The organism is Saccharothrix coeruleofusca (assembly GCF_017876325.1).
GTDB classification, from domain to species: domain Bacteria; phylum Actinomycetota; class Actinomycetes; order Mycobacteriales; family Pseudonocardiaceae; genus Actinosynnema; species Actinosynnema coeruleofuscum.
This window is the reverse complement of sequence record NZ_JAGINV010000001.1, coordinates 2,170,001-2,193,208: the sequence shown is the minus strand read 5'-3', so window position 1 is coordinate 2,193,208 and position 23,208 is coordinate 2,170,001. Positions and strand designations below refer to the sequence as shown.

Below are 23,208 nucleotides of genomic sequence, written 5' to 3'. Positions count from 1 at the left end.
GGCGTGCCGGAAAAACAGCCTTCAGAGAGCAAAGACTTCGCCCGAACAGCTCTTCGAAACTTTCGGTCGACTCAGCCCTCCAGGGCGTCGATGTTGTCCTCCACCCACTCGCGCAGGGACCGCAGCGGCCGCGCCGCGCCGCGCCCCAGCTCGGTGAGCTCGTACTCGACGTGCAGCGGCACCGCCGGGATCACGGTGCGCTCCACCAAGCCCACCTCCTCCAGCCTGCGCAGGGTCTGGGTCAGCACTTTCGGGCTCACCCCCTGCAGGACGCGGCGCAGCTCGCCGAACCGCTGGGGTCCGCGCTCCATGGCCCCGATCGCCAGCGCCGACCACTTGTTGGCCAGCAGGTCCAACATCGCCCGGCACGGGCACTGGGCCGCGTACACGTCGTGCTGGTCGTGCTTGCCCGTCACGCAGGTCGCGGCCATGAACACGCTCCCATCAGGGTAGTTCCCGTCGGGAACCAATGAACCTTGCGGGTAACTATATGCCGCGGGTTAGCGTCGTGGAGCACCGCGGACAACGCGGTGCGGGCAAGTCAGCGCACGTCGTTTCCTCGGGAGAGAAGCATGTCCACACCTCGTATGCGCGCGGTCGTCCAGCACGCCCTCGGCGGGCCGGAAGTGCTGCGCGTGGAGGAGGTGCCGCGCCCGCGGCCGCTGCCGACGGAGGTACTGGTCCGCGTCCGCGCCGCCGGGGTCAACCCGGTGGACTGGCAGACCCGCACCGGTTCCGGCATGGCCTCGGTGCTGGGCGAGCCGCCGTTCACCGTCGGCTGGGACGTCTCCGGCGTGGTGGAGGAGGTCGGCTTCGGCGTCACCACCCTGGCACCCGGCGACGAGGTGTACGGGATGCCGTGGTTCCCGCGCGCCGCCGGGGCCTACGCCGAGTACGTCACCGCCCCGGCCAGGCAGTTCGCCCGCAAGCCCGGCACCCTCGACCACGAGCACGCCGCCGCCGTCCCGTTGGCGGGTCTGACCGCGTGGCAGGCCCTGGTGGACACCGCGCGCGTGAGCGCGGGGGACCGGGTCCTCGTGCACGCCGCAGCGGGCGGGGTCGGCCACCTCGCGGTCCAGTTCGCCAAGTACCTCGGCGCCCACGTCATCGGCACCGCCAGCGCCCCTCGGCACGCCTGGCTCGGGCAGCTGGGCGCGGACGAACTGGTGGACTACACCAGTCAGCGGTTCGAGGAGGTGGTGCGGGACGTCGACGTCGTCCTGGACACCATCGGTGACCGGCGCGGCGACGACACCGGCCGCCGCTCGCTGTCGGTGCTGCGCCCCGGAGGCCAGTACGTGTCGATCGTCGGCGTGCCGCCGGAGCTCGCCGCCGAGGCGGCCGAAGCGGGTCTGCGCACCCACGCGGTCCTGGTCGAGCCGGACGGTTCGGCGCTGGCCGCCATCGCCGAGTTGATCGAGGGCGGGCGGGTCGCCGTGGAGGTCGAGGAGGTGTTCGACCTCGCCGAGGCCGCCGAGGCGCACCGGCACGGCGAGGCGGGCCACACCCGCGGCAAGCTCGTCCTGCGGGTCGCTCCCTGACCGGTTCGCCGCGGTGGGGTCACCCCGGTCGGGTGACCCCACCGCGGGTCGTCAGGCCCGCAGCAGTGCCGCGACGCGAGCGCGGATGTCGGGCAGGTCCGGGTGGAAGGTGTTGCCGGGGCACTCGGTGGACATCCAGTCGCGGTGCCCCGAGATGGTGTCGACGGTCGCCGTCGCACCGCTGATGGGGTTGACGTAGTCGGTCTTGCCCAGCGGGTCCAGCCCGCAGACCTCGGACAGGATCGCGAGCACCCCCACCAGCGCGTCGCGCGCCCGCGCCGTCGGGCCCGCGGAGGTGAAGTCGCCCAGCAGGCACACGCCGACGTTGCCCGCGTTGAAGCCCGCCACGTGCGCGGCGTTGGACATCTGCGGAACCCCGCCCACCAGCTCGGGGCCGAACACCGGGGCGCCGTCGGAGCCCGACCAGCGCCCCTCGTAGACCCGCCCCGCCGGGTCGATCAGCAGGTGGTAGCCGATGTCGCCGAACTCGCGCGTGATCGTGTGGTCGTAGTAGATCGCCCGCACGTCCGCGGCCGGGTCCGGGCCCAGTTCCAGCGCCGAGTGGTGCACCGTCAGCGTCTGCACCGGGAAGTAGGCGGCCGGGTAGCGCTCGGAGCCGTCCTGGGCGAAGCGCAGCGACTCGTCCGCTCCCCACGCCGCCCGCGACAGGTAGGGGCCGCTGAGCCTGCGCCCCGCGACCGAGCACGCGTCGGCCCTCGGGGACAGCACGCCCACCGCGCGCCCGCCCACGGTGTTCAGCTCCGAGACCGCGCCGGGAGCCGCCAGTTCCAGCTCGTACTCCACGGCGCCTTCGGGCACGCGGACGAACGCCGTCGCGGACTGCTCGCTCCGGCCGCCGGGGCAGGTCGCGATGGCGCGCCACTGACCCCACCCGGCCGCGGTGCGCGCCCGGAACCTGCCGGTCGCCGAGCTGACGCCCAGGTGGGTCGGCGCCACCGCACCGGTGCTCACCCGGTGCACACCCGCCCCGAGCGCCTTGGTGCGGCTGAGGGTCTCCGGCAGCGGCTGCCCGGTCGCGGCGGCCGAGCCCGGCTGCCCCGTCGCGAGCCCCACCGCCGCCGCCCCCACGGCTCCCTTGAGCGCCGCTCGACGTGAGATCGAAGCCATGTCGTCCTCTCGTTCGCATCCACCAGCCCGGCATGAGCACCGCGCAGTGCCCATATGGCGTACACGGCAACGCCGAGATGATCAACACCATTGAGCCGATCGGCGGTAGACGCTGCCCCTTCGGACACGCTCGCAGGCGACCAGCCGGACTACGCGGTGAAGAGCCGGATGGCGCTCGCCCGCGCATACCGCGCCGCGGCGGTTCAGACGAGCAGGGACCGCATCCGCTGGAGATGGACCGCGCTCTCCTGCTGCGCCCGGAACAGCAGGGCGCGGTAGGCGTCCGGCAGGTCGAACCCCTCCGGACGGGACAGCTCCCTGGCGTCGCGCAGCAGTTGTCCGTAGTGGACCCGCGAGTCGTCACCCCACGCGGCGTCGACCGCGAGCGCGGTGACCACCGCTTGGCAGCACCCCTCGACGGAGGGCGACTTCCAGCTGTTCAGCACCAGCACGACAGCGCTGATCACCTCCGCGACCATCGATTCGGCGACGTCGGGCCGGGTGCGCCACCGGACGACCCCGAGGTCGCGCGACGCGCCCGCCAGTGCGATCTCGACCTTGCGGGCCACCCGTCCGCGAGTGACGCCCGGTAAGCGTCGCGGCAGCTGCGGGATCGCCGCCAGGGCGTCGTGGGCGGCCTCGTGACCGCGGATATCCGGGTGGACTTCGCCATAGATCCGGTACACGGGCAGGACGCGGTGGACCGCCGCGACCGCGAACGCGGTGAGGCTGACCACGTCCAGTTCGCCGCACACCTTCCTGATGAGACCGATCCGATCGACGGAAAGCACAGTGATCCGAACCCTCCCGACCACCGCTGGGGTGCCTTGGTCCGACGCGCCGCCCGGCAGCGGCCGCAGCAGCGTCGCACAACCTCCCACCAGGCAAAAGTTGCGATTAGAATTTCGAAAATTTTCGATAATGTCGCCTTGCCCGCGAGTCCGGAAAGGACCCCCGCGAGAATCGATCAAGTCACCCGCGCCGTCTCGACTGGAAGACCGCCAGGATGCCGAACGACAGCACGAGGAAGACCCGAAGAGCGGACACCGCTCGATGTTCGATAACCGAACATCGGCTATCGCTTGTTACCTATCGAGTGTCAATAGGATGCTGCGGAGCCACGCATCGCTCCCCCGTCCCGGGGCCGCGCGCGACCTCGCTGTGTCTCGAATGGCCGGTGGGATCAACCGATCGGCCCGCCCCCGATCGAAGTCCTCGCGCCCGCATTGCTCGCTTCGCCCTCTCGCGTCGGGGAGGTCACCGCTGCCACGGTGGCATCGACCCATCGTCGGCCAGGGGAGGGACATGGCACGCAAGCGAAGGACGACGGCCTTGCTCGCGGTCGCCTCGGCGATCGTGGTGCTGGGTGCGGGGGTCACCGCTGCCGCGCCGCTCGGCGGGCGCGGTGGTGACTGGCCCACGTGGCAGAAGGACCTGTCGGGCAGCAGGCACAACGCGGCCGAGCGGCGGCTGACCCCGCGCAACGTCGACGGGCTGCGGCTGAAGTGGGCGTTCGCCTACCCCAGGACCGACAGCCCGCTACCGGTGCGCAGCCAGCCCGCCGTGGTGGGCGGCACCGTCTACTTCGGCGGACCGGACGGCAAGTTCTACGCCCGCGACGCCAAGACCGGCCAGGAGCGCTGGAGCTTCGACTTGGGCGCGGTGGACCCCGGCGCCAAGCCGCGCCCGGCCGTCCCGTGGGACGGGCCGTCGGTGTCGGGCGGGAAGGTCTACTTCGGCGACGTCCGCGGCTACGTCTACGCGCTGGAGCAGCGCACGGGACGACTGGTGTGGGCCAAGGACATCGACACGCACGGGGCGGGCACGGTGACCAGTTCGCCGCTGGTCTACGACGGTCGCGTCTACGTGGGCATCTCCAGCGGGGAGAACTCGCTCAACAGCCCGGACGGCACCAGCGACGACCCGAACTACCCCTGCTGCACCTTCCGCGGCCACCTCGACGCGCTGGACGCCGAGACCGGCGAGCTGGTGTGGCGGCACTACACGGTGCCCGAGCCGCAGGCGGTGGGCACCTGGCCCAGCGGCGCGACCCGGTACGAGCCCTCGGGGGCGGGGGTGTGGAGCTCGCCGGTGATCGACCCGCGCAGCGGCACCCTGTACGTGGGCACCGGACAGCTCTACACCGGCACCACGGGCGATTTCGACACCCTGCTGGCGCTGGACCACCGCACCGGCGCGGTGAAGTGGCGCAACCAGGTCACCAGGGCCGACACCTGGCGGTTGCTGTGCAACCAGCCGAACCAGGAGGGCTACTGCCCCGGACTGCAGGACGGCTCGGCGCTGGACTACGACATCGGCGCCACGCCCAACCTGTTCAGCGTGAACGGGCGCGCGCTGGTCGGGGTCGGGCAGAAGCTCGGCGTCTACCACGTCTTCGACGCGACCACCGGCGAGGTGGTGTGGCGCAGGCAGCTGGGCCTGCCGATTCCCGGTTCGGGGTTCGGCGGCATCCAGTGGGGGTCCAGCTTCGACGGCCACCGGCTCTACATCGCCACCTACTTCGCCGATCCGGGCAAGGTCTTCGCGCTGGACCCGGCCGACGGGGACGTGCTGTGGGAGACGCCCAACCCGGCGGACGGGTGCACCACCGGCGGCGCGGCGGAGCACCCGGACCTGTGCACGCTGGCCCACGGTCCTGGCGTGACCAGCAGTCCCGGTGTCGTGTACGAGGGCAGCAACGACGGCAAGCTGCGGGCCTACTCCGCCCGCGACGGCCAGGTGCTGTGGACCTACGACACGCTCCGGGACTTCACCGGCGTCAACGGCCTGCCCGGCCGCGGCGGGGCTATCGGCGGCACCGGCGGTGGCGCGGTGGTCTCCGACGGGATGGTGTACGTGCAGGCGGGCTACTGGCCCACCTACCCCAATCCGCACGGCAGCGTCCTGCTGGCGTTCGGACTGTGACGCCCTGTGGTGGAGGGGCGCTCCACGCCCCTCCACCACGGGTCGCGGCTGCCCTAGCGAGCCGACGCCGCCGAAGCTCTCACGGGGCAACGAGTTCTGCTCCCGGTAACCGACCGGTCAGGCCCGGCACCACCGGGGTGCTCCGGACGCGCGTCAGTGGTACATCCCTTGACACGAGGCCCGGTCCGGGCCGACCTTGGCGGAGGGCTCCCCCGACTCCGACACCGCTGTCACCGCCGAGGAGGGAAAGCCGTGCCCGAGCTCATCCGGCTGCTCTTCACCCTGGTCACCGCGCTGGTCACCGCACTGCCCAGCACCGCGCCCTCGACCCCGGCGCCCACCGGCGAGGTCCGGGTGATGCCACTCGGCGACTCGATCACCGACGGGTACAACGTCCCCGGCGGCTACCGGATCGGGCTGTGGCAGCGCCTGGTCGCCGACGGCCGGGACGTCGACTTCGTCGGGTCCGGGTCCAACGGGCCGCCGAGCCTGGGCGACCACGACCACGAGGGCCACTCCGGATGGCGCGTCGACCAGCTCGACGCCGCCGTCGCGGGGTGGCTGCGCGAGGCCAACCCGCGCACCGTCCTGCTGCACATCGGAACCAACGACGTCAACCAGGACCACGACCTGGCCAACGCGCCCGCCCGCCTGTCCGCGCTCATCGACCGGATCCGCACCCTCGCGCCGGTCGCCGAGCTGTTCGTCGCCCAGATCACGCCGCTGAGCGACCCGGCGCGCGACGCTCGGGTGCGGGCCTACAACGCCGCGATTCCCGGCATCGTGGCCCAGAAGGGGCCGCGCACGCACGTGGTGGACATGCACACCGGGTTCACCGACGCCGACATCGCCGACGGCACCCACCCCAGCGCCGCGGGCTACGACAAGATGGCCGAGCGCTGGTTCGCGGCGCTGCGGTCGGTTCCCGGCAGCCTCACCCCGGTCGTCGTCCCACCCGTGGGCACCACCGTGCTGCTGTCCAACCCGCAGTCCAACCGCTGCCTCGACGTCACCGGCCGCCAGACCGACAACGGCACCGGCGTGCTGATCTGGGACTGCCACGGCGAGGACAACCAGCGCTGGACCCGCACCGCCGCAGGCGAGCTGCGCGGGATCGGTGACCGGTGCCTGGACGTGCACGGCAACGGCACCGCGAACGGCACGCGGGTGCAGATCTGGGAGTGCAACGGCAGCACGGCGCAGCGGTTCTCGTTCACCGACGGCGGCGAGGTCGTGGGCGCCGGGTCGGGCAAGTGCGTCGACGTCACCGGGGGCGGCACGGCCAACGGCGTGCCGGTCCAGTTGTTCGAGTGCAACGGCGGCGGCGCGCAGCGCTGGGCGGTCCGCTAGGCAGGACACCGCTTGGTCGGCCTGCGGGTGGTCCACCGAGGCAGGCGCGAGCGCGACGGAGTCCTGTTGGAACGGTGGCGATCAAGATCACTGGAGTGCGGGAGCCCGTTCGAGGACCGACGCGTCATCACCCCGTGCCCGACTGCGGCCGGAACGGCCATGGGTGTGGGCAGAAGCAGCATTGACCTGACCACTGACCACGGCCCGCTGGACGACCGACGCCGCCTCCACCGAGCGGCACGGGGAGTGAAGGACGTGTGAGCGGGCCTGCCGTGTCAGGTCCGGAGGGAGGCGAGGGCGGCGTCCAGCCGTTGGGCGGCGTCCCTGGCGACTGGACCGAGCTCTTGCCGCCCGGTGACCTGCACCATTGTGATCGGGTCGAGGATTTCGACGAGGGTGGCACTTCCCTGGGCGCGCACAACGACGTTGCACGGCAGCAGCAGGCCGATCGAGCGGTCCACCTCCAGGGCCCGGTGAGCCAACGGCGGATTGCAGGCGCCGAGGATGAGGTAGGGCTCGATGTCCTGGTCGAGCTTGGCCTTGAGGGTGGCGGTGACGTCGATTTCGGTGAGGACTCCGAAGCCCGCGTCGGCCAAGGCCTGCCGCACAGCTGCCACCGAGGTGGGGAAGTCGGAGTGGAGGGTCACCGCATGGGCGTAACTCATCGCTGTGCTCCTTTGTCGGCGCGGTCGCTCCGAGATCGGAGTACCCAGGAGATCCGGGCAAGCACTGCACAGCACCGGGGCGTTCACTACCGTGACGGCAGCTGCGGAGGGACACCGCGGCGCGTCGGCCGCTCTTCCCGCACCGACGCGGGCGGTCTCAGGCCAGGGACAGGAACAGTTTTTCCAAGCGCTGACGCATCGCGTCCCGGTTGGCGTTCCCGCCCTCCGAGGCATCGTCCACCATGCACCGCTGCAACCCGGTGGCGATGATCGCGAACCCGGCTTTGTCCAACGCCCGCGCGGCTGCCGCCAACTGCGTGACCACATCCTCGCAGTCGCGTCCCTCCTCGATCATCCGGATGATCCCGGCTATCTGCCCCTGGGCGCGCTTGAGCCGGTTCACCACCGCGCGCAGCTCCTCACCCACCAACGCCAGCTCCACTCGCGCACCTCGCCTCACAGCTGCCGGACTATACCCTCCGGGGTATTGTACCAGCGGAAAGGACCAAGGTGGCCGCTACGGCGATCGGGTCACCTCCGCAACAAGCCGTCCACGCACCGGGCAGCACCATTCGGGGTTCCTCGCTCCCGGGATCGTTCGCGACTCCACCCGCTCGACAGGGGACTCCCCCGACGGTGGCGCACCTTGCCCACCAGGGAGCACTGCGCACCGGAATACCCCCGGGGGTATTCTCGTTGAGAGTGGTGTCATGGCGGGCCGACAGCCGCGCTCGTCAACGATGCCGACCACGGAACACCGGGAGAAATCGATGAGTGACATCGATGTGCGGGTCGTGCAGACCTCGTCACTGGGTGATCGCAGCTACCTCGCCTCCGACGGGCGGACGGCGGTGGTGGTGGACCCGCAACGCGACATCGACCGCGTCCTAGCGCTGGCCGGTCGGCTCGGCGTGCGCATCACGCACGTGGTGGAGACGCACTTGCACAACGACTACGTCTCCGGCGGCCTCGCGCTGGCCAGGCTGACCGGCGCTCGGTACCTGGTCGCCGCCGATGATGACGTGGACTTCGACCGGGTGCCGGTGGCCGATGGCGACGCGGTCACGATCTCGGACCGGATGCGCCTGGCCGTGGTGGCCACCCCCGGCCACACCTTCCACCACCTTTCCTACGTGCTGCACGGCGCCGGTGGGCCGGTGGGGGTGTTCACCGGGGGGTCGCTGCTGTTCGGTACCACCGGGCGCACCGACCTGCTCGGAAAGCAGCACGCCCACGTCTTGGCCGAGCATCAGCACGCCTCGGCTCACCGGCTCGCCGACCTGCTGCCCGACGGGACGCAGGTGTGGCCCACCCACGGCTTCGGCAGCTTCTGCTCGGCGACCCAGTCCGACGCCCCCGCCTCGACCATCGGGCGGGAGCGCACGGCCAACCCCGCGTTGCGACTGGAAGCCAACGACTTCGTCGCCCACACCCTGGACGGGCTGGACGCCTACCCCGCCTACTACGCGCACATGGGCGCCCGCAACGCCGCGGGTGCCGACCTGATCGACCTGACACCGGTGCGGCCCGCCACCCCCGCCGAGCTGCGGACCCGCGTCGACGCGGGCGAGTGGGTGGTGGACTTGCGCTCGCGCAAGGCGTTCGCGCACCGGCACCTCGCGGGCACGCTGAGCTTCGGCTTGGACGGACCGATGTCAACCTGGCTGGGCTGGATGGCCCCGTGGGGTGCACCGATCACGCTGCTGGGCGAGTCGGTCGAGCAGGTCGCCGACGCGCAACGGGAACTGGCCCGCATCGGCATCGACCGGCCCGCCGCCACCACCGCGGGCACCCCGGAACAGTGGGCCGACGACGACCCCACCCGACTGGGACGGCTGGACACCGCCACGTTCGCCGACCTGGCCGCCGCCCGCGCAGGCGCTCCGCCGCACGGACTGCCCAAACCCGATGTGGTGCTCGATGTGCGCATGAGCAACGAGTGGCACGCCAGCCACATCGAAGGCGCGGTGCACGTTCCCCTGCCCGACCTGCCGGCCCGGCTGCGCGACGTGCCCACCGGAGCGGTGTGGGTCCACTGCGGCTCCGGTTACCGGGCCGCCGCCGCGACCAGCCTGCTCGCCCGAACGGGCCGCACCGCGGTGCACATCGACGATTCCTACACCGCCGCCGCAGAGGCCGGCCTGACCACCGTGCCCGGCACCGACGAGGAGACCACCGCGTGAGCACCCCTCCCCGCACCAGCAGCCCCACCACCATCGACACCCCCGCACTGCGCCACCTCCTGGAGTCCGGCACCGCGCCACGCCTGGTCGACGTGCGGACCCCCGGCGAGTTCGAGGCAGCCCACATCCCCGGCTCCTACAACGTCCCCCTGGACCTGCTGCGGGAGCATCGCGAGGAGCTGCGTAGGCACCTCGACGACCAAGTCGTGCTGGTCTGCCGCTCCGGCCAGCGCGCCACCGCCGCCGAACAGGCGTTGGCCGATGCGGGCCTGCCCAACGTGCGGGTGCTGCGGGGCGGCATCGCCGCCTGGAGGCTCGCGGGCGCGCCGGTCCGGATCGGCGCGCCCCGCTGGGAGCTGGAACGCCAGGTCCGCCTGGTCGCGGGCTCCGTCGTCCTCAGCGCCATCCTGGCCAGCATGCTGTTCCCACCGCTGAAGTGGGTTGCCGCCGCCATCGGCGCGGGTCTGACCTTCGCCGCGGTCTCCAACACCTGCGCGATGGGCCTGCTGCTGGCCAAGCTTCCCTACAACCGCGGCCCCCGCGCACAGCTCGACGCCGTTGCCGCGGCCCTGGCCACCAGCCGGCCGTGACCACGGCTGTGGTCCTGGGCGCCGCGATCGGTGTCCTGCTCGGGCTGCTCGGCGGTGGTGGCTCGATCCTGGCCGTGCCCGCCCTGGTCCACGGCACCGGTATGCCGCTGAGCGCAGCCGTCCCGACGTCGCTGCTCGTGGTCGGGATTTCCTCGATCACCGCCGTGCTGCCCCGGATACGCGTCGGGCAAGTCCGATGGCGCGTCGCGGCCGTGGTCGGCGTCACCGGCGCGGTGGCGGCGTTCGGCGGCGCGGCGGTCAACCGGCTGCTCGACCCTCGGACCGTACTCGTGGGCTTCGCCGGACTCATGGTCGTCGCAGGTGTGCGGATGCTGCGCGGCGACGGTGGTGCGGGCGGCGATTGCGCCCTGCCCGGCGGAGGTGTGAACTGGCGAGGATGCCTGCCCAAGTCGATCGGCGTCGGCATCGCCGTCGGATTCCTCACCGGCCTGTTCGGCGTCGGTGGGGGCTTCCTGCTCATCCCCGCCATGGTGCTGCTGCTCGGCCTGCCCGCCCCCGTCGCCACCGGCACGTCCCTGGTGGTCATCGCGCTCAACTCCACCGCGGGATTCGCCGCCCACTCCGGCGACACCGCCCTGGACTACCGGATCGCCGGTGCGTTCACCGCCGCCGCGGTCGTCGGCTCCCTCGTCGCCGGACGGCTGGCCACCCGACTGCCCGCCGAACGGCTCCGCGGCGGATTCGCCTACCTCGTGTTCATCATCGCCGCCTTCGTCGCCGTCCAAGCCGTGGCCGCCCCCGCCACGACATGACCGCTTCCGGTGATTGGTCCTCTACCCGCGCTTCGAGTCCGACATCCCCGAGCCGGAGGGCAGGCACTGGACTTGACCACGGGCACCGGGTCAAGCACAGGACTCACCAGCCACCCCGGAGCGCACTCGTCCAGGCTGACGAGTCGGCCACCTGCAACCGGATCCGCTTCTGGAACCGGATCGGGCTCATCGTGGTGATGGCCTGGAAGTCGCGGTAGAAGGCGGACATGCTCATGCCCGCCAACCGGGCCGCCTTCTCGACGTCCTGTTCCCCGGTCGCCTCCACGCACTCGACGCGCTGTGCCCGCAGCGCGATTGTCGCTGGCGGCACGTTGGGCAGTGGGCGGCGCACGCGCTGTCGGGCCGAGGCCGCCCCCTGGCCACCAGCGCTGGCACGGCGGGCCTGGTGCGCCTTCGGTACGCCCGCCGGGTCGTGCGCGACACACACCCCCTCGCCGTCGATCGCGCGGTGGTCGAACGCGCTGGAGTACGCGGTGCCGATCTCCGTGGTCCCGATCGCCGGATCGGTGCTGGGCGTGTACCAGGCGGTGCTCGACGCGGTCGGCTGAGCCGCATCCGCGAGGACGCTCCCGCTCAGCGGTCGGATCGCATCGTCGGGTGGCAGCGCTCGCACAGTTCGCGCCCAGGGCGGATGAGCAAGAGGTCCTGCCCGCACCGCTTGCACTCCAGGCAAGGCGACGCCCCCTCCTGCCGGGCGGGGACCGGGACCGCCGCGTGCGGATCAGGCCCTGGCACGTAGAGACCGCTTCTCCCGGTCAACTCCTGGTACCGGTCCAGGCTCTCCCTCGGGACGACGTACACCAGCCCCCTGGACGTCGACAGCGCGACCGCCCGGCCCGCGGGCACCATGGCCGCCACCTGGTCGACCGTGACGCCCCGCCACGGCTTCAAGTCCGGGTGGAACTCACCGCAGTGCAGCCTCTTCCCGGCGGGGCACCGGTCGAAGGCGCGGATCGTGCACTTGACCGGCTCCACCTCCTTCAGGCCGGTCGCGGTCGCGGCGCGCCGGGGCGGCAGGGCGTCCCACGAGATCCGGTTGTACCCGACGGAGGGAATGCGGTGGAACCACGACGGCGCGTGGTCCGCGTCGGCGAACCACAGCGACAACCAGCCCGCCCGGTGCGCTTTGGCGGTGCGGTCCGCCGCCACCCGCGCGTTGGTGTGCGCCCGCCGGAGTTCGACGCCGGTCCGCACGGCTGCGTGGATGGCCACGTCCAGCACGGTTCCCCGGCGCGTGCTGTACTGGACCTGCGCCGAGTGCCCGGCGTCCTCGGCCGCGCGGTACCAGTACTCCTTCTGCCACTTGTGCTCATCGCTCTCCCGCGACACGAGGTGCGCGCGGCCGCCGTCGAAGTGGACGGCGTAGCAGTTCCCCCCACTCTCCTGGACGAACAGTTCGTCCTGCCCCGGTTCGACCGGCTCCAGGCACAGCAGCACCCGGTCACCGCGGTGCAGCCGCCCGCGCAGGGACCGGATCAACCGGTAGTCGGAGGCCGACAGCTCCGACAGGTCGAGTTCGCGGTTCTGCGGGCAGTACAGCGCACGAGTCGTCACGGCAGCCCCACCCGAGTCCGGCCCATCACCCACCCGCCGAACACGGTAGGCGCCGTCGAGGACCGGGTGGACGCCTCCGCGCCCGATTCACGCGATCAGCCTCGCCGGGTTCACACAGGTGGCCCACCGGCGGACGCGCGCCGGCGGGCCGTGCCCTGATCAGGCAGGTCCTGGCCGATTCGGCGTGATCTCCCGTCCTGCGGGTACGCCTGCGGTGATCCCCGACCACTTGAGAACAACGGGAGAGCCGATGCCAGAGGTCAAGACCGCCGTCATCTACTACTCCGCCACCGGCAGCGTTTATGCCATGGCGCAGGCCGCGGCCAAGGCCGCCGAGGCCGCGGGCGCGGAGGTGCGGCTGCGGAAGGTGCGCGAGCTGGCGCCGGAAGAGGCCATCGCCAGCAACGAGGGGTGGGCCGCCCACGCGCGGCAGACCCAGGACGTCCCGGAAGCGGCGCTGGACGACCTGGAGTGGGCCGACCTGCTGGTCTTCGGCGCGCCCACCCGCTTCGGGATGCCCGCGGCGCAGCTCAAGCAGTTCCTCGACACCACCGGCCCGCTGTGGGCGGCGGGCAAGCTGGTGAACAAGACCGCGACCTCGTTCACCTCCGCGGCGACCCACCACGGCGGGCAGGAGACCACCATCACCGCCCTGAACAACACCTTCTACCACTGGGGTTGCGTCATCGTCCCGCCCGGCTACGCCGACCCCATCCAGTTCCAGGCGGGCAACCCCTACGGCTCCAGCCACGTCTCCAACAACGGCCAGGTGCCGCCGGGGCAGGTCGAGCTGGACGCGGTGTCCTTCCAGGCACGCCGCGCGGTGGAGCTCACCCGCGCGCTGAAGGCGGGTCTGGCCTCGGCGTAGCGGCGGGCCACCCCATGCGGTCGAGCCGCGCCGGGTCGAGCACGCCGGTGGCCAGCACCGTGCTCACCTCCCGCAGCGACTCCTGCTGCTCCCGGCTCAAGCGGTCGAACAGGAGCGACCGGACCAGCTCCACGTGACCGGGAGCGGACTCGCGGACCTGCCGCGCGCCTTCGTCGGTGAGCTCCGCCAGTTGGCCCCGCGCGTCCGACGTGCTCGGCACCCGGCGGACCCAGCCCGAGCGGACCAAGCGGTCGATCGCGTGGCTCAACCTGCTGCGGTCGAACACGCACGCCGCGGCGAGGTCAGCCATGCGCATCGAGCGTCCGGGGCTCTCCGAGAGCCTGGCCAGGATCTCGTATGTCGCGAACGACAGGTTCGAGTTCTGCTTCAGCTCCTTCTCCAGCCGGTCGAACAGCAGTCGGCTCGCGATCAGGAAGCTCCGCCACGTCCGCTGCTCGTCGTCGGTCAGCCAGCGCGCTTCCGCCATGTGAGTCGCTCCGCGAGACGAGTAGTTGAAATTTCAGCACCTGATGCTAGCGTAGGTCGCAGTGCTGAAATTTCAACTACTTTGAGCGGAGACCCTTCATGGGACGGTTGGCGGGCAAGGTGGCGATCGCCACCGGCGCGGCGGGCGGCTTGGGTTTGGCGGGCGTGCGGGCGATGGCCGCGCAAGGCGCGCACGTGGTGATGATGGACGTGTCGTCGGCCGTGCGCGAACGCGCGCGGGAACTCGCGGCCGAGGGCTTCGAGGTCGTGCCGTACACCGGCGACGTCAGCGTCGAGGAGGACGTCGCCGGTGTCGTGGAACTGGCCCAGCGGTCCTACGGCCGCCTGGACGTCCTGTGGAACAACGCCGCGCTGCTGTCCCCCGAGTGGATGCTCCAGGACACCGACGTCCTCCACGTCAGCCGCGACCACCTGATGCGGACCTTGGAGGTGAACGTGGGTGGTGTGTTCCTCGGCAGCAAGCACGCCGTGCCGGTCATGGCGGCTTCGGGAGGCGGCTCGATCATCAACACCTCGTCGGTGCAGGCCGCGGGTGGTGATCTCACGCTGGTCTCCTACGGCACGAGCAAAGCGGCGATCGAGCACCTCACGAGGTCGGTGGCCACGTCCTACGGCCACCTTGGCATCCGCTGCAACGCCGTGGTGCCGGGTCTGATCGCACCGCCGTCGAGCCCGGCCGCGGCGGAGCGGCCGCACCGACTGGAGGACATCGCCCCGGCGAGGCTGATCCGGGACTCCCAGATGCTCGACCTGCCCGGCGACCAGGCCGACGTCGCCAACACCGTGGTCTTCCTGGCGTCCGACGAGTCGAAGTTCATCACCGGTCAACTGATCCGCGTGGACGGTGGCGTGACCGGGCACCTGCCGACGCTCGCCGACCGCCGACGACTGGCAGGCGCCGCTCCCACGCCCCTCAAGGCAGGACTGGGCTGACCCGGCCGCGTCGGTCTCGTGCGGTGGTCACCTGGCCGCCGCGGCCGCGGCGCGGGGCAGCGGGCCGACGTCGGGGCGGCGGCCCTGGCTGAGCGCGGCGTGCCGCTGGCCGGGGCCGGGGCCTCGGCGTGCGGCGAAGGCGTCGGCCACGACGCCGGTCGCGAAGGCGTAGACGCTCTTGTGCAGCAGGTCGACCAGCAGCTCGGACCGGGGCCACGTCTGCGGTGGGGCGCCGACGCCGGTGGCGTTCTCCAGGATCTGGTCGTTGCTCAGCCGCACCACGGCGAACATCGCCGAGGCCACCGGTCCGCGCAGGCCCGCGTTGGCCATCAGCGACCGCACCACCCCGGCCAGCGCGCCCTGCCCGAAGTGCATGGCCAGGTTCACCGCCCACGGCTGCCGCCCCGGCCGCTCGGGCATCCCCAGCAGCCGCTCCAGCACCCTGGCGGGCACGTGCGAATCGGGTCGCCCGGTGACCCGCTGCTCCAGCTTCTCCCCGACCGTCATCACCGCCGCGCCGACGGTTCCGGCCACCAGCCCTTGCCACAACGCGCGCTTCACCATGCCCTCCGGCTACCCCGACGGCGCGCCGTTACCCCCTCGGGACTCACAGCAGGACGTTGAGCAGCACCGTCAGCACGACGGAAGCGGCGATCGAGAACAGGATCATCAGCAGGCAGCCGAGGCGGCCGCCCAGGGGACGGATCTCCACAGCGGCTCCTCAGCTGACGTTGAAGTTCTGCTCGACCTCGGCGGCCAGTCCGCGCAACGCCCGGTCCAGCGCCGCGCGCACGTCGTCCTCCGCGACACCCGCGCCCGCCTCGACCTGGAGCTCCACCTCGCTGGCACCCGCACCTCCCTCGACCACCCGCAGGTGGCCCGGCCAGCCGTCGTGGTCGACCGGCCGCCACTCCAGCCGGTGCTCGTCGGCGTCCAGCCGCACCTGGTAGCGGTGGGTGCTGCCATCCGGTGTCCAGCCCACGTCGACCGTGCCGTCCCCGCTGCCCACCACGTGCAGGGGCGCGGGCAGCCACGCCTGGGCGCGGGTCAGGTCCGCGGCGGTGTTGAGCACGATGTCGGCGACCGCGGCCATCGCACGACTGCTCCGGTGGGCGTTCTTCCCGGCATCTGGCACAGACCGGTAGTACCCCGGCCGGGCCGAAAGATGCCTCCGCGCCGGGGCGGGGCCGGACCGGGTCAGTCCGGGGCACCGACCTTGGCGAGGGCTTCCTCCACCGAGTCGGTGACGTTCACGACCTGCGTCAACGCGGTCAGCCACAGCAGTCGGGCGAGCTTGTGCTCGGGGGCGAGGATGACGGCCATGCCGCGCTTCTGGTCCACGGCGTGGTTGTGCGCCCGGATCAGCACGGACAGGCCGACCGAGGCCAGGAAGCCGACCTCGTCCAGGTCCACCGCCAGCAACCGCGCGCCGAGGGACTCGGCCTGGACCAGTGCCTGGGCCAGCCCCTTCTCCAAGACCTCCACCGTCTTCTGGTCGATGTCACCGCCGACGCGCAACTGGACCACCTGGCCGTCGGCCAGCACCTCGATCCGCGTCCACGGGTCGGTTCCCTCTGTCGTCACCGGTCCACTGAACCACGCCTGCCGCAGGTCGGCTCGTTGCGCGGGGTGTGATCCTGCTCCTCAGCGGCCCTGGCGGAAGGCGATCGAGACGCCGAGCGCGGCGGAGGAGGGCACGAGCACCTCCTCCGGACCGGTGCGGGTGGCCGGGACGCCGTTGCCGCGCAGCAACCGCTCGGTGGCGGCGAGGTCGCGCACGGCGACCGCGTAGCAGGCGAAGGCGGGCAGCGCGGCCGGGCTCTCGCCGGGCAGCAGGTCGGCGAGAGCCGACTCGGCCACCACGTCCACGCCCGCCCGCGCCTCGCCGAAGCAGGCGCGGTAGCGGCGCGTCACCTCGGACAACGCCGGGTCGGCCACGCACAGCACGCACCCCACCAGCCCGACCGCCCCGTTGGGGTGGTCGACCCGCTGGTCCCGGACCGGCGCGTTCTGGGCGAACCCGAGCCTGCCCTCCGGCACGCCGGAGAGCTCCAGGTAGCGCGCGGGCTCCATCCTCGTGCCCGCGCGGGTGTCGACGGGGCGTTGCACGGCGTGCACGCCGCCGTGGCCGATGCCCTCGGCCGTCAGCCGCGACGCGACGCGGTCGATGTCGGGTGTGTCGGCCATCACGATGTGGACGCCCTGGAAGCGCTGGAGGAAGGACCTGATGTCCGCGGCGGCGGCGCGGATGGCCGCCGCCAGTCGCGCCCGCTTGTCCCAGGGCACGTCCAGCACCATCGGCCGCGTGCCCGAGGGCACGTTCTCACCCAGGACGGTGACCAGTTCGAGGAAGTTGCCGGGGAAGTGCACGTGGGCGTTGGCGACCCCGAACAGGTCGTCCGATCCCCCTGCGGGATCGGGCAGCACCGGGTAGGCGGGTGCCGACACGGTGAAACCCAGCAGGCGGTACCGCTCCATCGCCTGGGCCATGTCCCGCACGACGTGACCCACGTGGTGCAGCCCGTTGACGTCGCTCCCCATGCTCCCCCCAAACTGGCAGTCAACCATCTTTTGACAGCAGACTATCAGTTTTGCGACGGGTAAGGTCCCGATCATGGGCGAGGGCGGGCTGCGCGAGCGCAAGAAGGCCATGACCAGGGAGGCGATCCTGCGCGAGGCGTTCCGGCTCTTCCGCGAGCGCGGCTACCACGCCACGACCGTCGACCAGATCGCCGAAGCGGCCGAGGTCTCCCCCGCGACCTTCTTCCGCTACTTCCCGGCCAAGGAGGACCTGGTCGTGCTCGACCGCTTCCCGCCGCTGGTCGACGCCCTGCGGGCACAGCAGGCCGGTCCACCGGTGACGGTCCTGCGCGGCGCGTTCCGCGCGGCGTTCGCCTCCCTCTCGGCGGAGCAGATCGCCGCGGGGCGCGAGCGGGAGGTCTTCGCCGCCACGGTGCCCGAACTGCTGGCGGCCAACCTGCGCAGGAGTCCCGGCTTGCTGCGCGAGGTCCGCCAGGCCGTGGCGGACCGGGCCGGGTGCGAAGCGGACGACCCGAGGATCGGCAACGCCGTCGGTGCGGTCTTCGGGGTCGTGGCCGTGGTCTGGCTGCGCTGGGCCCAAGACCCCGACCTGGACGGACCGGCCGAGATCGACCGGGCACTGGCGCACCTGGAGGCCGGCCTCGGCCTGTGAGCCGGACCTCCCGCGCCACGACCGACCCACGACCGCACCTGCCGCGTCAACCGCGATCTTCACCTTCGACCTCTCCTCGCAGGCCCTCGCACTCCAGGCCCGGCCAACCGAGCCGACCAGTCTGAGTCAAGCGACTGCCTTAAACCGTGCCGCGAGGTACCACAAAGCGGATAAGTCCTGCAGATTTATTCCGGATGCAATTCATAGCACTGCGGCGATCAATGCCCCTAGCATCCGTCGCAGGGCATCGGCGCCTTCCGTATTCCACGCCGCCGGATATCGCACGGTCGCCCGATGTGGAGCTGAAACGATCAGGAGGGCTATTCGTGTCGGTTTCCAGATTACGCAGGCCAGGGGCCGCACTGGCGGCGTTAGGGCTGCTAGCAGCCACAGCGGCCCCGTTGTCCGCAGCCCCGGCGACACCTGCGGCGGCCGCGGAGGAGCAGGCGACGAGGAGTTATTCGGTCACCCTCGTCACCGGTGACCGCGTACTGCTCAACGGTGACCGCGTCGTGTCGATCACCGGGGGCGCGGGCCGGGAGAAGACGGCTTTCCGCACCTTCCAGCGCGATGGCCGCACCCACGTCCTGCCGCTCGACGCGATTCGCCCCCTCGCCGAGGGCAGGCTGGACCTGCGGCTGTTCGACGTCACCGGGTTGGTCGAGGCTGGCTACGACGACGCGCGCCGCGACGACGTGCCGCTGCTGGTCACCCGCTCCGACGCGCGGTCACCCGAGCTGTCGGGACTGCGGATGACCCGCGAGCTGCCCGCCGTGGGCGCCTTCGCCGCCACGACCCCGAAGGCGACCGCCGCGGCGACCTGGCCGTCGCTGCTGGCCGACGCGGGCGTGGCCAAGGTGTGGCTGGACGGCGTGCGGCATCCCGTGCTGGACCGCAGCACCGCCCAGATCGGCGCCCCCACCGCGTGGGAGGCCGGGTACACCGGTCGGGGCGTGAAGGTCGCCGTGATCGACAGCGGCGTGGACGGCGCGCACCCCGACCTGGTGGGCCGCGAGATCGCCGAGGCGAACTTCAGCGACGAACCGGACAACACCGACACCGTCGGCCACGGCACGCACGTGGCCGCCATCGTCGCCAGCGCGGGTGCGCAGTACCGCGGCGTCGCGCCGGAGGCCCAACTGCTCGACGCCAAGGTCTGCGGGCTGCGGGCCTGCCAGGAGTCGGGGATCATCGCCGGGATGCAGTGGGCCGCCGAGCAGGGTGCCGACGTGGCCAACATCAGCCTGGGCGGCACCGACACACCGGGGACCGACCCGCTGGAGAAAGCGCTCAACACCCTGTCCGCGCAGTACGGCGTGGTGTTCGTGGTGTCGGCGGGCAACTCCGGCCGCGCGGAGTCCGTCGGCTCGCCGGGCAGCGCGGACGCCGCGCTGACCGTTGGCGCGGTCGACCGCGACGACAGCATCGCCCCCTTCTCCAGCCGCGGCCCGCGCGTGGGCGACGGCGCGGTCAAGCCCGACATCACCGCCCCAGGCGTCGACATCGTGGCCGCCAAGTCCTCCACCGGCGTCATCGGCACCCCGGTCGGCGAGCGGCACGTGGCCGTGTCCGGCACCTCCATGTCCGCACCGCACGTGGCGGGCGCGGCGGCGCTGCTGGCGCAGCAGCACCCGGACTGGACCGGCGCGCAGCTCAAGGCCGCGCTGATGGCCTCGGCGAAGCACAACCCCGCCTTGACCGTGCTCGACCAGGGCACCGGCCGCGTGGACGTGGCCGAGGCGATCAGCACCGCGGTCACCGCGGACCCACCCAGCCTCAACCTCGGCGTCCAGCAGTGGCCGCACGAGGACGACGTCCCGGTCACCGCGGACTTCACGCTGCGCAACACGGGCAGCGCCCCGGCGACCTTCACCCTCACCGTCGAGTCCAAGGGCCCCGACGGCCAGCCCGCCCCTGCGGGCCTGTTCACCGTCAGCCCGGCGGAGGTCACCGTCCCGGCGGGCGGCGAGGCGAAGGCGACCGCCACCGCCGACACGCGGCTCGGCTCGCTCGACGGCGTCTACGCGGGCACGGTCGTGGCCACCTCGGAGTCAGACGCGCTGCGCGTGCCGTTCGCGGTCACCCGCGAGGTGGAGAGCTACGACGTGGCCATCCAGCACATCAGCCGCGAGGGCGAACCCGAGGACGAGTACGACACGCTCATCATCGGCTTGGACAACGACCGCGTGATCTTCCTCTCGGGCCCGGACGAGACCGGAACCGTCCGGTTGCCCAAGGGCCGCTACACCGCCATGTCCGAATTCCGCTTCGGCCACGACGACAACACCCTGCTCCTGCGGCCCGACCTCGACGTGTCGACGGCGACGACGGTCGTCTTCGACGCGCGGACGGCGGGTCCCCTCCGGATCGACCCGCCGGACCCGGCCGCCACGGCCGAGTTCGGCTCCATCGCGACCAGCCGGTTCTACCGGGGACTGGGCATCGGGTTCGGCAGCACCTACCCCGGTGGCTTCCCTCCGGGGATGACGATCGGCCACAGCGGCCCGGCGCTGCCCGCCGACGAGTACGAAGTCGTCATCGGCACGGAGTTCAGCCAGCCGCGGGAGGAAGGCACACCGGTGTGGTACCGGTCGCTCTGGATCGAGAAGGGCCGCGCGCCCACCGGTTTCACGCGCACGCCCGCCGTGGACGAGATGGCGAAGGTGGAGACGAAGTTCGGGCCAGCCAGAGAGGGCAGGCAGTACTGGCACTACAGCTCGCCCATCACCGCGAGCGGCACGCCCGGTTTCACCGCGGGCCGCCCGGTGCCACCGCTGAGCAGCACGATCGACTACGTCTCGGCCGAGGGCTTCTCCTGGGGGTGGACGAGCTTCCAGGAGACTGCCGAGGACACGGAGGCGGTGCAGATCGCACAGCTCACCTCCTACCTCGCGGGACGCACCTACTCGGAAGCGTTCCACTTCCCCGTATTCGGCGTCACCGCACCGCACAAGGACGACCCCTACCCGTACCTGTTCCGCTCCGGCGACCGGGTCGTCGCGGACGTCTGGCTGTTCGGCGACCAGGCGAACCACCGCGGCGACACCATCGCCCTCGACCACGCGCGCACGACGCTGTTCCGCGACGGGGAGAAGGTCGGTGAGACCACACTGCCCGGCGTCGGCAACTTCGCGGTGGCTCCAGGGGCCGCCGAGTACCGCGTGGAAGCCGAGGCGTCCCGCCCCGCGACCGTCTCGGAGTTCGGGACCACGGTCAGCGGGAGCTGGACGTTCCGCTCCGACACGACGCCAGAGGACCGGCGCACGCTGCTGCCGCTGACCGTCGTCCGCTTCGCTCCCACCCTGGACGAGACCGGCGCGGCCCCGGCGAACCGCCTGCTGCGGGTGCCGCTGGTGGTCGGCCAGCAGCCGGACGCAGGCAGCGGGCACGTCCGCCGACTGCGCGCCGAGGTGTCGTTCGACGAGGGCAAGACCTGGTCGGCGGTACCGGTGACCGGGCGGACCGCACTGGTCCGCAACACCGCCGCGGCGGGGTCCTACGCTTCGCTGCGGGTCCAGACGACCGACAGCAAGGGCAACTCGTCCCAGCAAACGGTGATCCGCGCGTACCGGATCAGCTGACCGCCCCAGTGCGGTAGAAGCACAAAAGCCCTGTGGGGCACCCGGAAAAACCGGGTGCCCCACAGGGAAAGAATGTTCGGCGGCGTCCTACTCTCCCACACCCTCACGAGTGCAGTACCATCGGCGCTGGAAGGCTTAACTACCGGGTTCGGAATGGGACCGGGTGTTTCCCCTCCGCCATGACCACCGAAACACTATGAAGATAACCAACCCACAGCACCCCATCGCCTCCCACAGGAGGACGACCGGATGGTCGGTTCGGTTCCTTCAGAACCGCACAGTGGATGCGTAGCGTCTTCGTGACAAGTCCTCGGCCTATTAGTACCGGTCAACTCCAGCCGTTACCGACCTTCCATCTCCGGCCTATCAACCCAATCGTCTCTTGGGGGCCTTAACCCACAAAGGGTGGGATACCTCATCTAGGAACGAGCTTCCCGCTTAGATGCTTTCAGCGGTTATCCCTTCCGAACGTAGCCAACCAGCAATGCCCCTGGCGGGACAACTGGCACACCAGAGGTCCGTCCGTCCCGGTCCTCTCGTACTAGGGACAGCCTTCCGCAAGTATCCTACGCGCGCGGCGGATAGGGACCGAACTGTCTCACGACGTTCTAAACCCAGCTCGCGTACCGCTTTAATGGGCGAACAGCCCAACCCTTGGGACCTACTCCAGCCCCAGGATGCGACGAGCCGACATCGAGGTGCCAAACCATGCCGTCGATATGGACTCTTGGGCAAGATCAGCCTGTTATCCCCGGGGTACCTTTTATCCGTTGAGCGACCACGCTTCCACAAGCCATGGCCGGATCACTAGTTCCGACTTTCGTCCCTGCTCGACCCGTCGGTCTCACAGTCAAGCCCCCTTGTGCACTTGCACTCGACACCTGATTGCCAACCAGGCTGAGGGAACCTTTGAGCGCCTCCGTTACCCTTTGGGAGGCAACCGCCCCAGTTAAACTACCCACCAGGCACTGTCCCTGATCCGGATCACGGACCGAGGTTAGACATCCAGTACGACCAGAGTGGTATTTCAACGACGACTCCACAACCACTGGCGTGGCCGCTTCACAGTCTCCCACCTATCCTACACAAGCCGAACCGAACACCAATACCAAGCTATAGTAAAGGTCCCGGGGTCTTTCCGTCCTGCCGCGCGTAACGAGCATCTTTACTCGTAATGCAATTTCGCCGGGCCTGTGGTTGAGACAGTCGAGAAGTCGTTACGCCATTCGTGCAGGTCGGAACTTACCCGACAAGGAATTTCGCTACCTTAGGATGGTTATAGTTACCACCGCCGTTTACTGGCGCTTAAGTTCTCAGCTTCGCCCCGAAGAGCTAACCGGTCCCCTTAACGTTCCAGCACCGGGCAGGCGTCAGTCCGTATACATCGTCTTGCGAC

Annotated in this window: 23 protein-coding genes and 2 rRNA genes (1 of these 25 running past the window's edge); 11 read left to right on the top strand and 14 right to left on the bottom strand. The window is 71.0% G+C overall.

Annotated features, from left to right (window positions below; genetic code table 11):
• Positions 1-71 precede the first annotated feature (71 nt).
• Complete coding sequence (locus tag JOF41_RS10220; RefSeq protein WP_189227751.1) at positions 72-431, bottom strand: winged helix-turn-helix transcriptional regulator; 360 nt, start codon at positions 429-431, stop codon at positions 72-74.
• Between the two features lie 156 nt (positions 432-587).
• On the opposite strand from JOF41_RS10220, the gene JOF41_RS10215 reads away from it, so the two are divergent.
• The gene (locus tag JOF41_RS10215; protein ID WP_209624106.1) at positions 588-1,541 is read left to right on the top strand and encodes an NADP-dependent oxidoreductase; all 954 of its coding nucleotides are present in this window, start codon (positions 588-590) and stop codon (positions 1,539-1,541) included.
• A 51-nt stretch (positions 1,542-1,592) separates the two neighbouring features.
• On the opposite strand, the gene JOF41_RS10210 is transcribed toward JOF41_RS10215, so the two are convergent.
• Together JOF41_RS10210 and JOF41_RS10205 are read right to left on the bottom strand one after the other, a co-directional pair.
• On the bottom strand, positions 1,593-2,669 hold the full coding sequence (locus JOF41_RS10210) for a peptidoglycan recognition protein family protein (protein WP_209618075.1): 1,077 nt from the start codon (positions 2,667-2,669) through the stop codon (positions 1,593-1,595).
• A 203-nt stretch (positions 2,670-2,872) separates the two neighbouring features.
• Complete coding sequence (locus JOF41_RS10205; protein ID WP_209618072.1) at positions 2,873-3,424, bottom strand: hypothetical protein; 552 nt, start codon at positions 3,422-3,424, stop codon at positions 2,873-2,875.
• 550 nt (positions 3,425-3,974) lie between these two features.
• On the opposite strand from JOF41_RS10205, the gene JOF41_RS10200 reads away from it, so the two are divergent.
• A complete protein-coding gene (locus JOF41_RS10200) occupies positions 3,975-5,594 on the top strand; it encodes an outer membrane protein assembly factor BamB family protein (RefSeq protein ID WP_209618069.1) in 1,620 nt (539 codons plus the stop codon).
• A 252-nt stretch (positions 5,595-5,846) separates the two neighbouring features.
• Positions 5,847-6,944: an RICIN domain-containing protein gene (locus JOF41_RS10195; RefSeq protein ID WP_209618066.1), complete on the top strand. Its 1,098-nt coding sequence runs from the start codon at positions 5,847-5,849 to the stop codon at positions 6,942-6,944.
• Positions 6,945-7,219: 275 nt separating this feature from the next.
• Here JOF41_RS10195 and JOF41_RS10190 read toward each other — a convergent pair whose 3' ends face one another.
• Together JOF41_RS10190 and JOF41_RS10185 are read right to left on the bottom strand one after the other, a co-directional pair.
• Positions 7,220-7,591 (bottom strand): DUF302 domain-containing protein, encoded by a 372-nt coding sequence (locus tag JOF41_RS10190; protein WP_306344715.1) that lies wholly within the window; start codon positions 7,589-7,591, stop codon positions 7,220-7,222.
• A gap of 175 nt (positions 7,592-7,766) precedes the next feature.
• On the bottom strand, positions 7,767-8,051 hold the full coding sequence (locus JOF41_RS10185) for a metal-sensitive transcriptional regulator (protein WP_189227745.1): 285 nt from the start codon (positions 8,049-8,051) through the stop codon (positions 7,767-7,769).
• A gap of 328 nt (positions 8,052-8,379) precedes the next feature.
• Between JOF41_RS10185 and JOF41_RS10180 the strand changes: the two genes are divergently transcribed.
• Genes JOF41_RS10180 through JOF41_RS10170 form a run of 3 tightly spaced genes read left to right on the top strand, consistent with a single transcriptional unit; the run spans position 8,380 to position 11,155 of the window.
• Positions 8,380-9,792 (top strand): MBL fold metallo-hydrolase, encoded by a 1,413-nt coding sequence (locus JOF41_RS10180; protein ID WP_244989554.1) that lies wholly within the window; start codon positions 8,380-8,382, stop codon positions 9,790-9,792.
• Positions 9,789-10,382 (top strand): rhodanese-like domain-containing protein, encoded by a 594-nt coding sequence (locus JOF41_RS10175; protein WP_209618062.1) that lies wholly within the window; start codon positions 9,789-9,791, stop codon positions 10,380-10,382. The genes JOF41_RS10180 and JOF41_RS10175 overlap by 4 nt, the downstream gene beginning before the upstream one ends.
• Positions 10,379-11,155, top strand: coding sequence for a sulfite exporter TauE/SafE family protein (locus tag JOF41_RS10170; protein ID WP_189227742.1), 777 nt, complete (start codon positions 10,379-10,381; stop codon positions 11,153-11,155). The genes JOF41_RS10175 and JOF41_RS10170 overlap by 4 nt, the downstream gene beginning before the upstream one ends.
• A 103-nt stretch (positions 11,156-11,258) precedes the next feature.
• Here JOF41_RS10170 and JOF41_RS10165 read toward each other — a convergent pair whose 3' ends face one another.
• The gene (locus JOF41_RS10165; RefSeq protein ID WP_209618060.1) at positions 11,259-11,486 is read right to left on the bottom strand and encodes a helix-turn-helix domain-containing protein; all 228 of its coding nucleotides are present in this window, start codon (positions 11,484-11,486) and stop codon (positions 11,259-11,261) included.
• A 1-nt stretch (position 11,487) separates the two neighbouring features.
• Between JOF41_RS10165 and JOF41_RS10160 the strand changes: the two genes are divergently transcribed.
• Positions 11,488-11,724, top strand: a complete 237-nt coding sequence (locus tag JOF41_RS10160) for a hypothetical protein (RefSeq protein WP_209618058.1) — start codon at positions 11,488-11,490, stop codon at positions 11,722-11,724.
• A gap of 25 nt (positions 11,725-11,749) precedes the next feature.
• On the opposite strand, the gene JOF41_RS10155 is transcribed toward JOF41_RS10160, so the two are convergent.
• Complete coding sequence (locus JOF41_RS10155; RefSeq protein WP_209618055.1) at positions 11,750-12,730, bottom strand: hypothetical protein; 981 nt, start codon at positions 12,728-12,730, stop codon at positions 11,750-11,752.
• Positions 12,731-12,980: 250 nt separating this feature from the next.
• On the opposite strand from JOF41_RS10155, the gene wrbA reads away from it, so the two are divergent.
• The gene (wrbA, locus tag JOF41_RS10150; protein ID WP_189227739.1) at positions 12,981-13,598 is read left to right on the top strand and encodes an NAD(P)H:quinone oxidoreductase; all 618 of its coding nucleotides are present in this window, start codon (positions 12,981-12,983) and stop codon (positions 13,596-13,598) included.
• On the opposite strand, the gene JOF41_RS10145 is transcribed toward wrbA, so the two are convergent.
• Positions 13,561-14,085, bottom strand: coding sequence for a MarR family winged helix-turn-helix transcriptional regulator (locus JOF41_RS10145; protein ID WP_189227738.1), 525 nt, complete (start codon positions 14,083-14,085; stop codon positions 13,561-13,563). The two genes, wrbA and JOF41_RS10145, sit on opposite strands and share 38 nt — an antisense overlap.
• Before the next feature lie 98 nt (positions 14,086-14,183).
• Here JOF41_RS10145 and JOF41_RS10140 point away from each other — a divergent pair, with 98 nt between their 5' ends.
• On the top strand, positions 14,184-15,038 hold the full coding sequence (locus JOF41_RS10140) for an SDR family NAD(P)-dependent oxidoreductase (RefSeq protein WP_189227737.1): 855 nt from the start codon (positions 14,184-14,186) through the stop codon (positions 15,036-15,038).
• A gap of 27 nt (positions 15,039-15,065) precedes the next feature.
• Here the strand turns inward: JOF41_RS10140 and JOF41_RS10135 are convergent, their stop codons facing one another.
• The 4 genes from JOF41_RS10135 to JOF41_RS10120 all read right to left on the bottom strand — a co-directional run bounded on the left by JOF41_RS10135 (position 15,066) and on the right by JOF41_RS10120 (position 17,579).
• Positions 15,066-15,602 carry a hypothetical protein gene (locus tag JOF41_RS10135; protein ID WP_189227736.1) on the bottom strand — a complete coding sequence of 179 codons (537 nt, stop codon included), beginning with the start codon at positions 15,600-15,602 and terminating at the stop codon, positions 15,066-15,068.
• A 157-nt stretch (positions 15,603-15,759) separates the two neighbouring features.
• Complete coding sequence (locus tag JOF41_RS10130; protein ID WP_189227735.1) at positions 15,760-16,131, bottom strand: SRPBCC family protein; 372 nt, start codon at positions 16,129-16,131, stop codon at positions 15,760-15,762.
• Between the two features lie 104 nt (positions 16,132-16,235).
• Positions 16,236-16,622: an STAS domain-containing protein gene (locus tag JOF41_RS10125; protein ID WP_189227734.1), complete on the bottom strand. Its 387-nt coding sequence runs from the start codon at positions 16,620-16,622 to the stop codon at positions 16,236-16,238.
• Positions 16,623-16,682: 60 nt separating this feature from the next.
• Positions 16,683-17,579 (bottom strand): VOC family protein, encoded by an 897-nt coding sequence (locus JOF41_RS10120; RefSeq protein ID WP_209618052.1) that lies wholly within the window; start codon positions 17,577-17,579, stop codon positions 16,683-16,685.
• A gap of 73 nt (positions 17,580-17,652) precedes the next feature.
• Between JOF41_RS10120 and JOF41_RS10115 the strand changes: the two genes are divergently transcribed.
• Together JOF41_RS10115 and JOF41_RS10110 are read left to right on the top strand one after the other, a co-directional pair.
• Entirely contained in the window at positions 17,653-18,231 is a 579-nt protein-coding gene (locus JOF41_RS10115; protein WP_189227732.1) for a TetR family transcriptional regulator, read from the top strand.
• Positions 18,232-18,632: 401 nt separating this feature from the next.
• Complete coding sequence (locus JOF41_RS10110; protein WP_244989553.1) at positions 18,633-21,812, top strand: S8 family serine peptidase; 3,180 nt, start codon at positions 18,633-18,635, stop codon at positions 21,810-21,812.
• Positions 21,813-21,886: 74 nt separating this feature from the next.
• On the opposite strand, the gene rrf is transcribed toward JOF41_RS10110, so the two are convergent.
• Positions 21,887-22,003: ribosomal RNA gene (rrf, locus tag JOF41_RS10105) — 5S ribosomal RNA — on the bottom strand.
• A 107-nt stretch (positions 22,004-22,110) separates the two neighbouring features.
• Positions 22,111-23,208, bottom strand: a 23S ribosomal RNA gene (locus JOF41_RS10100); it runs 1,981 nt beyond the window's last position.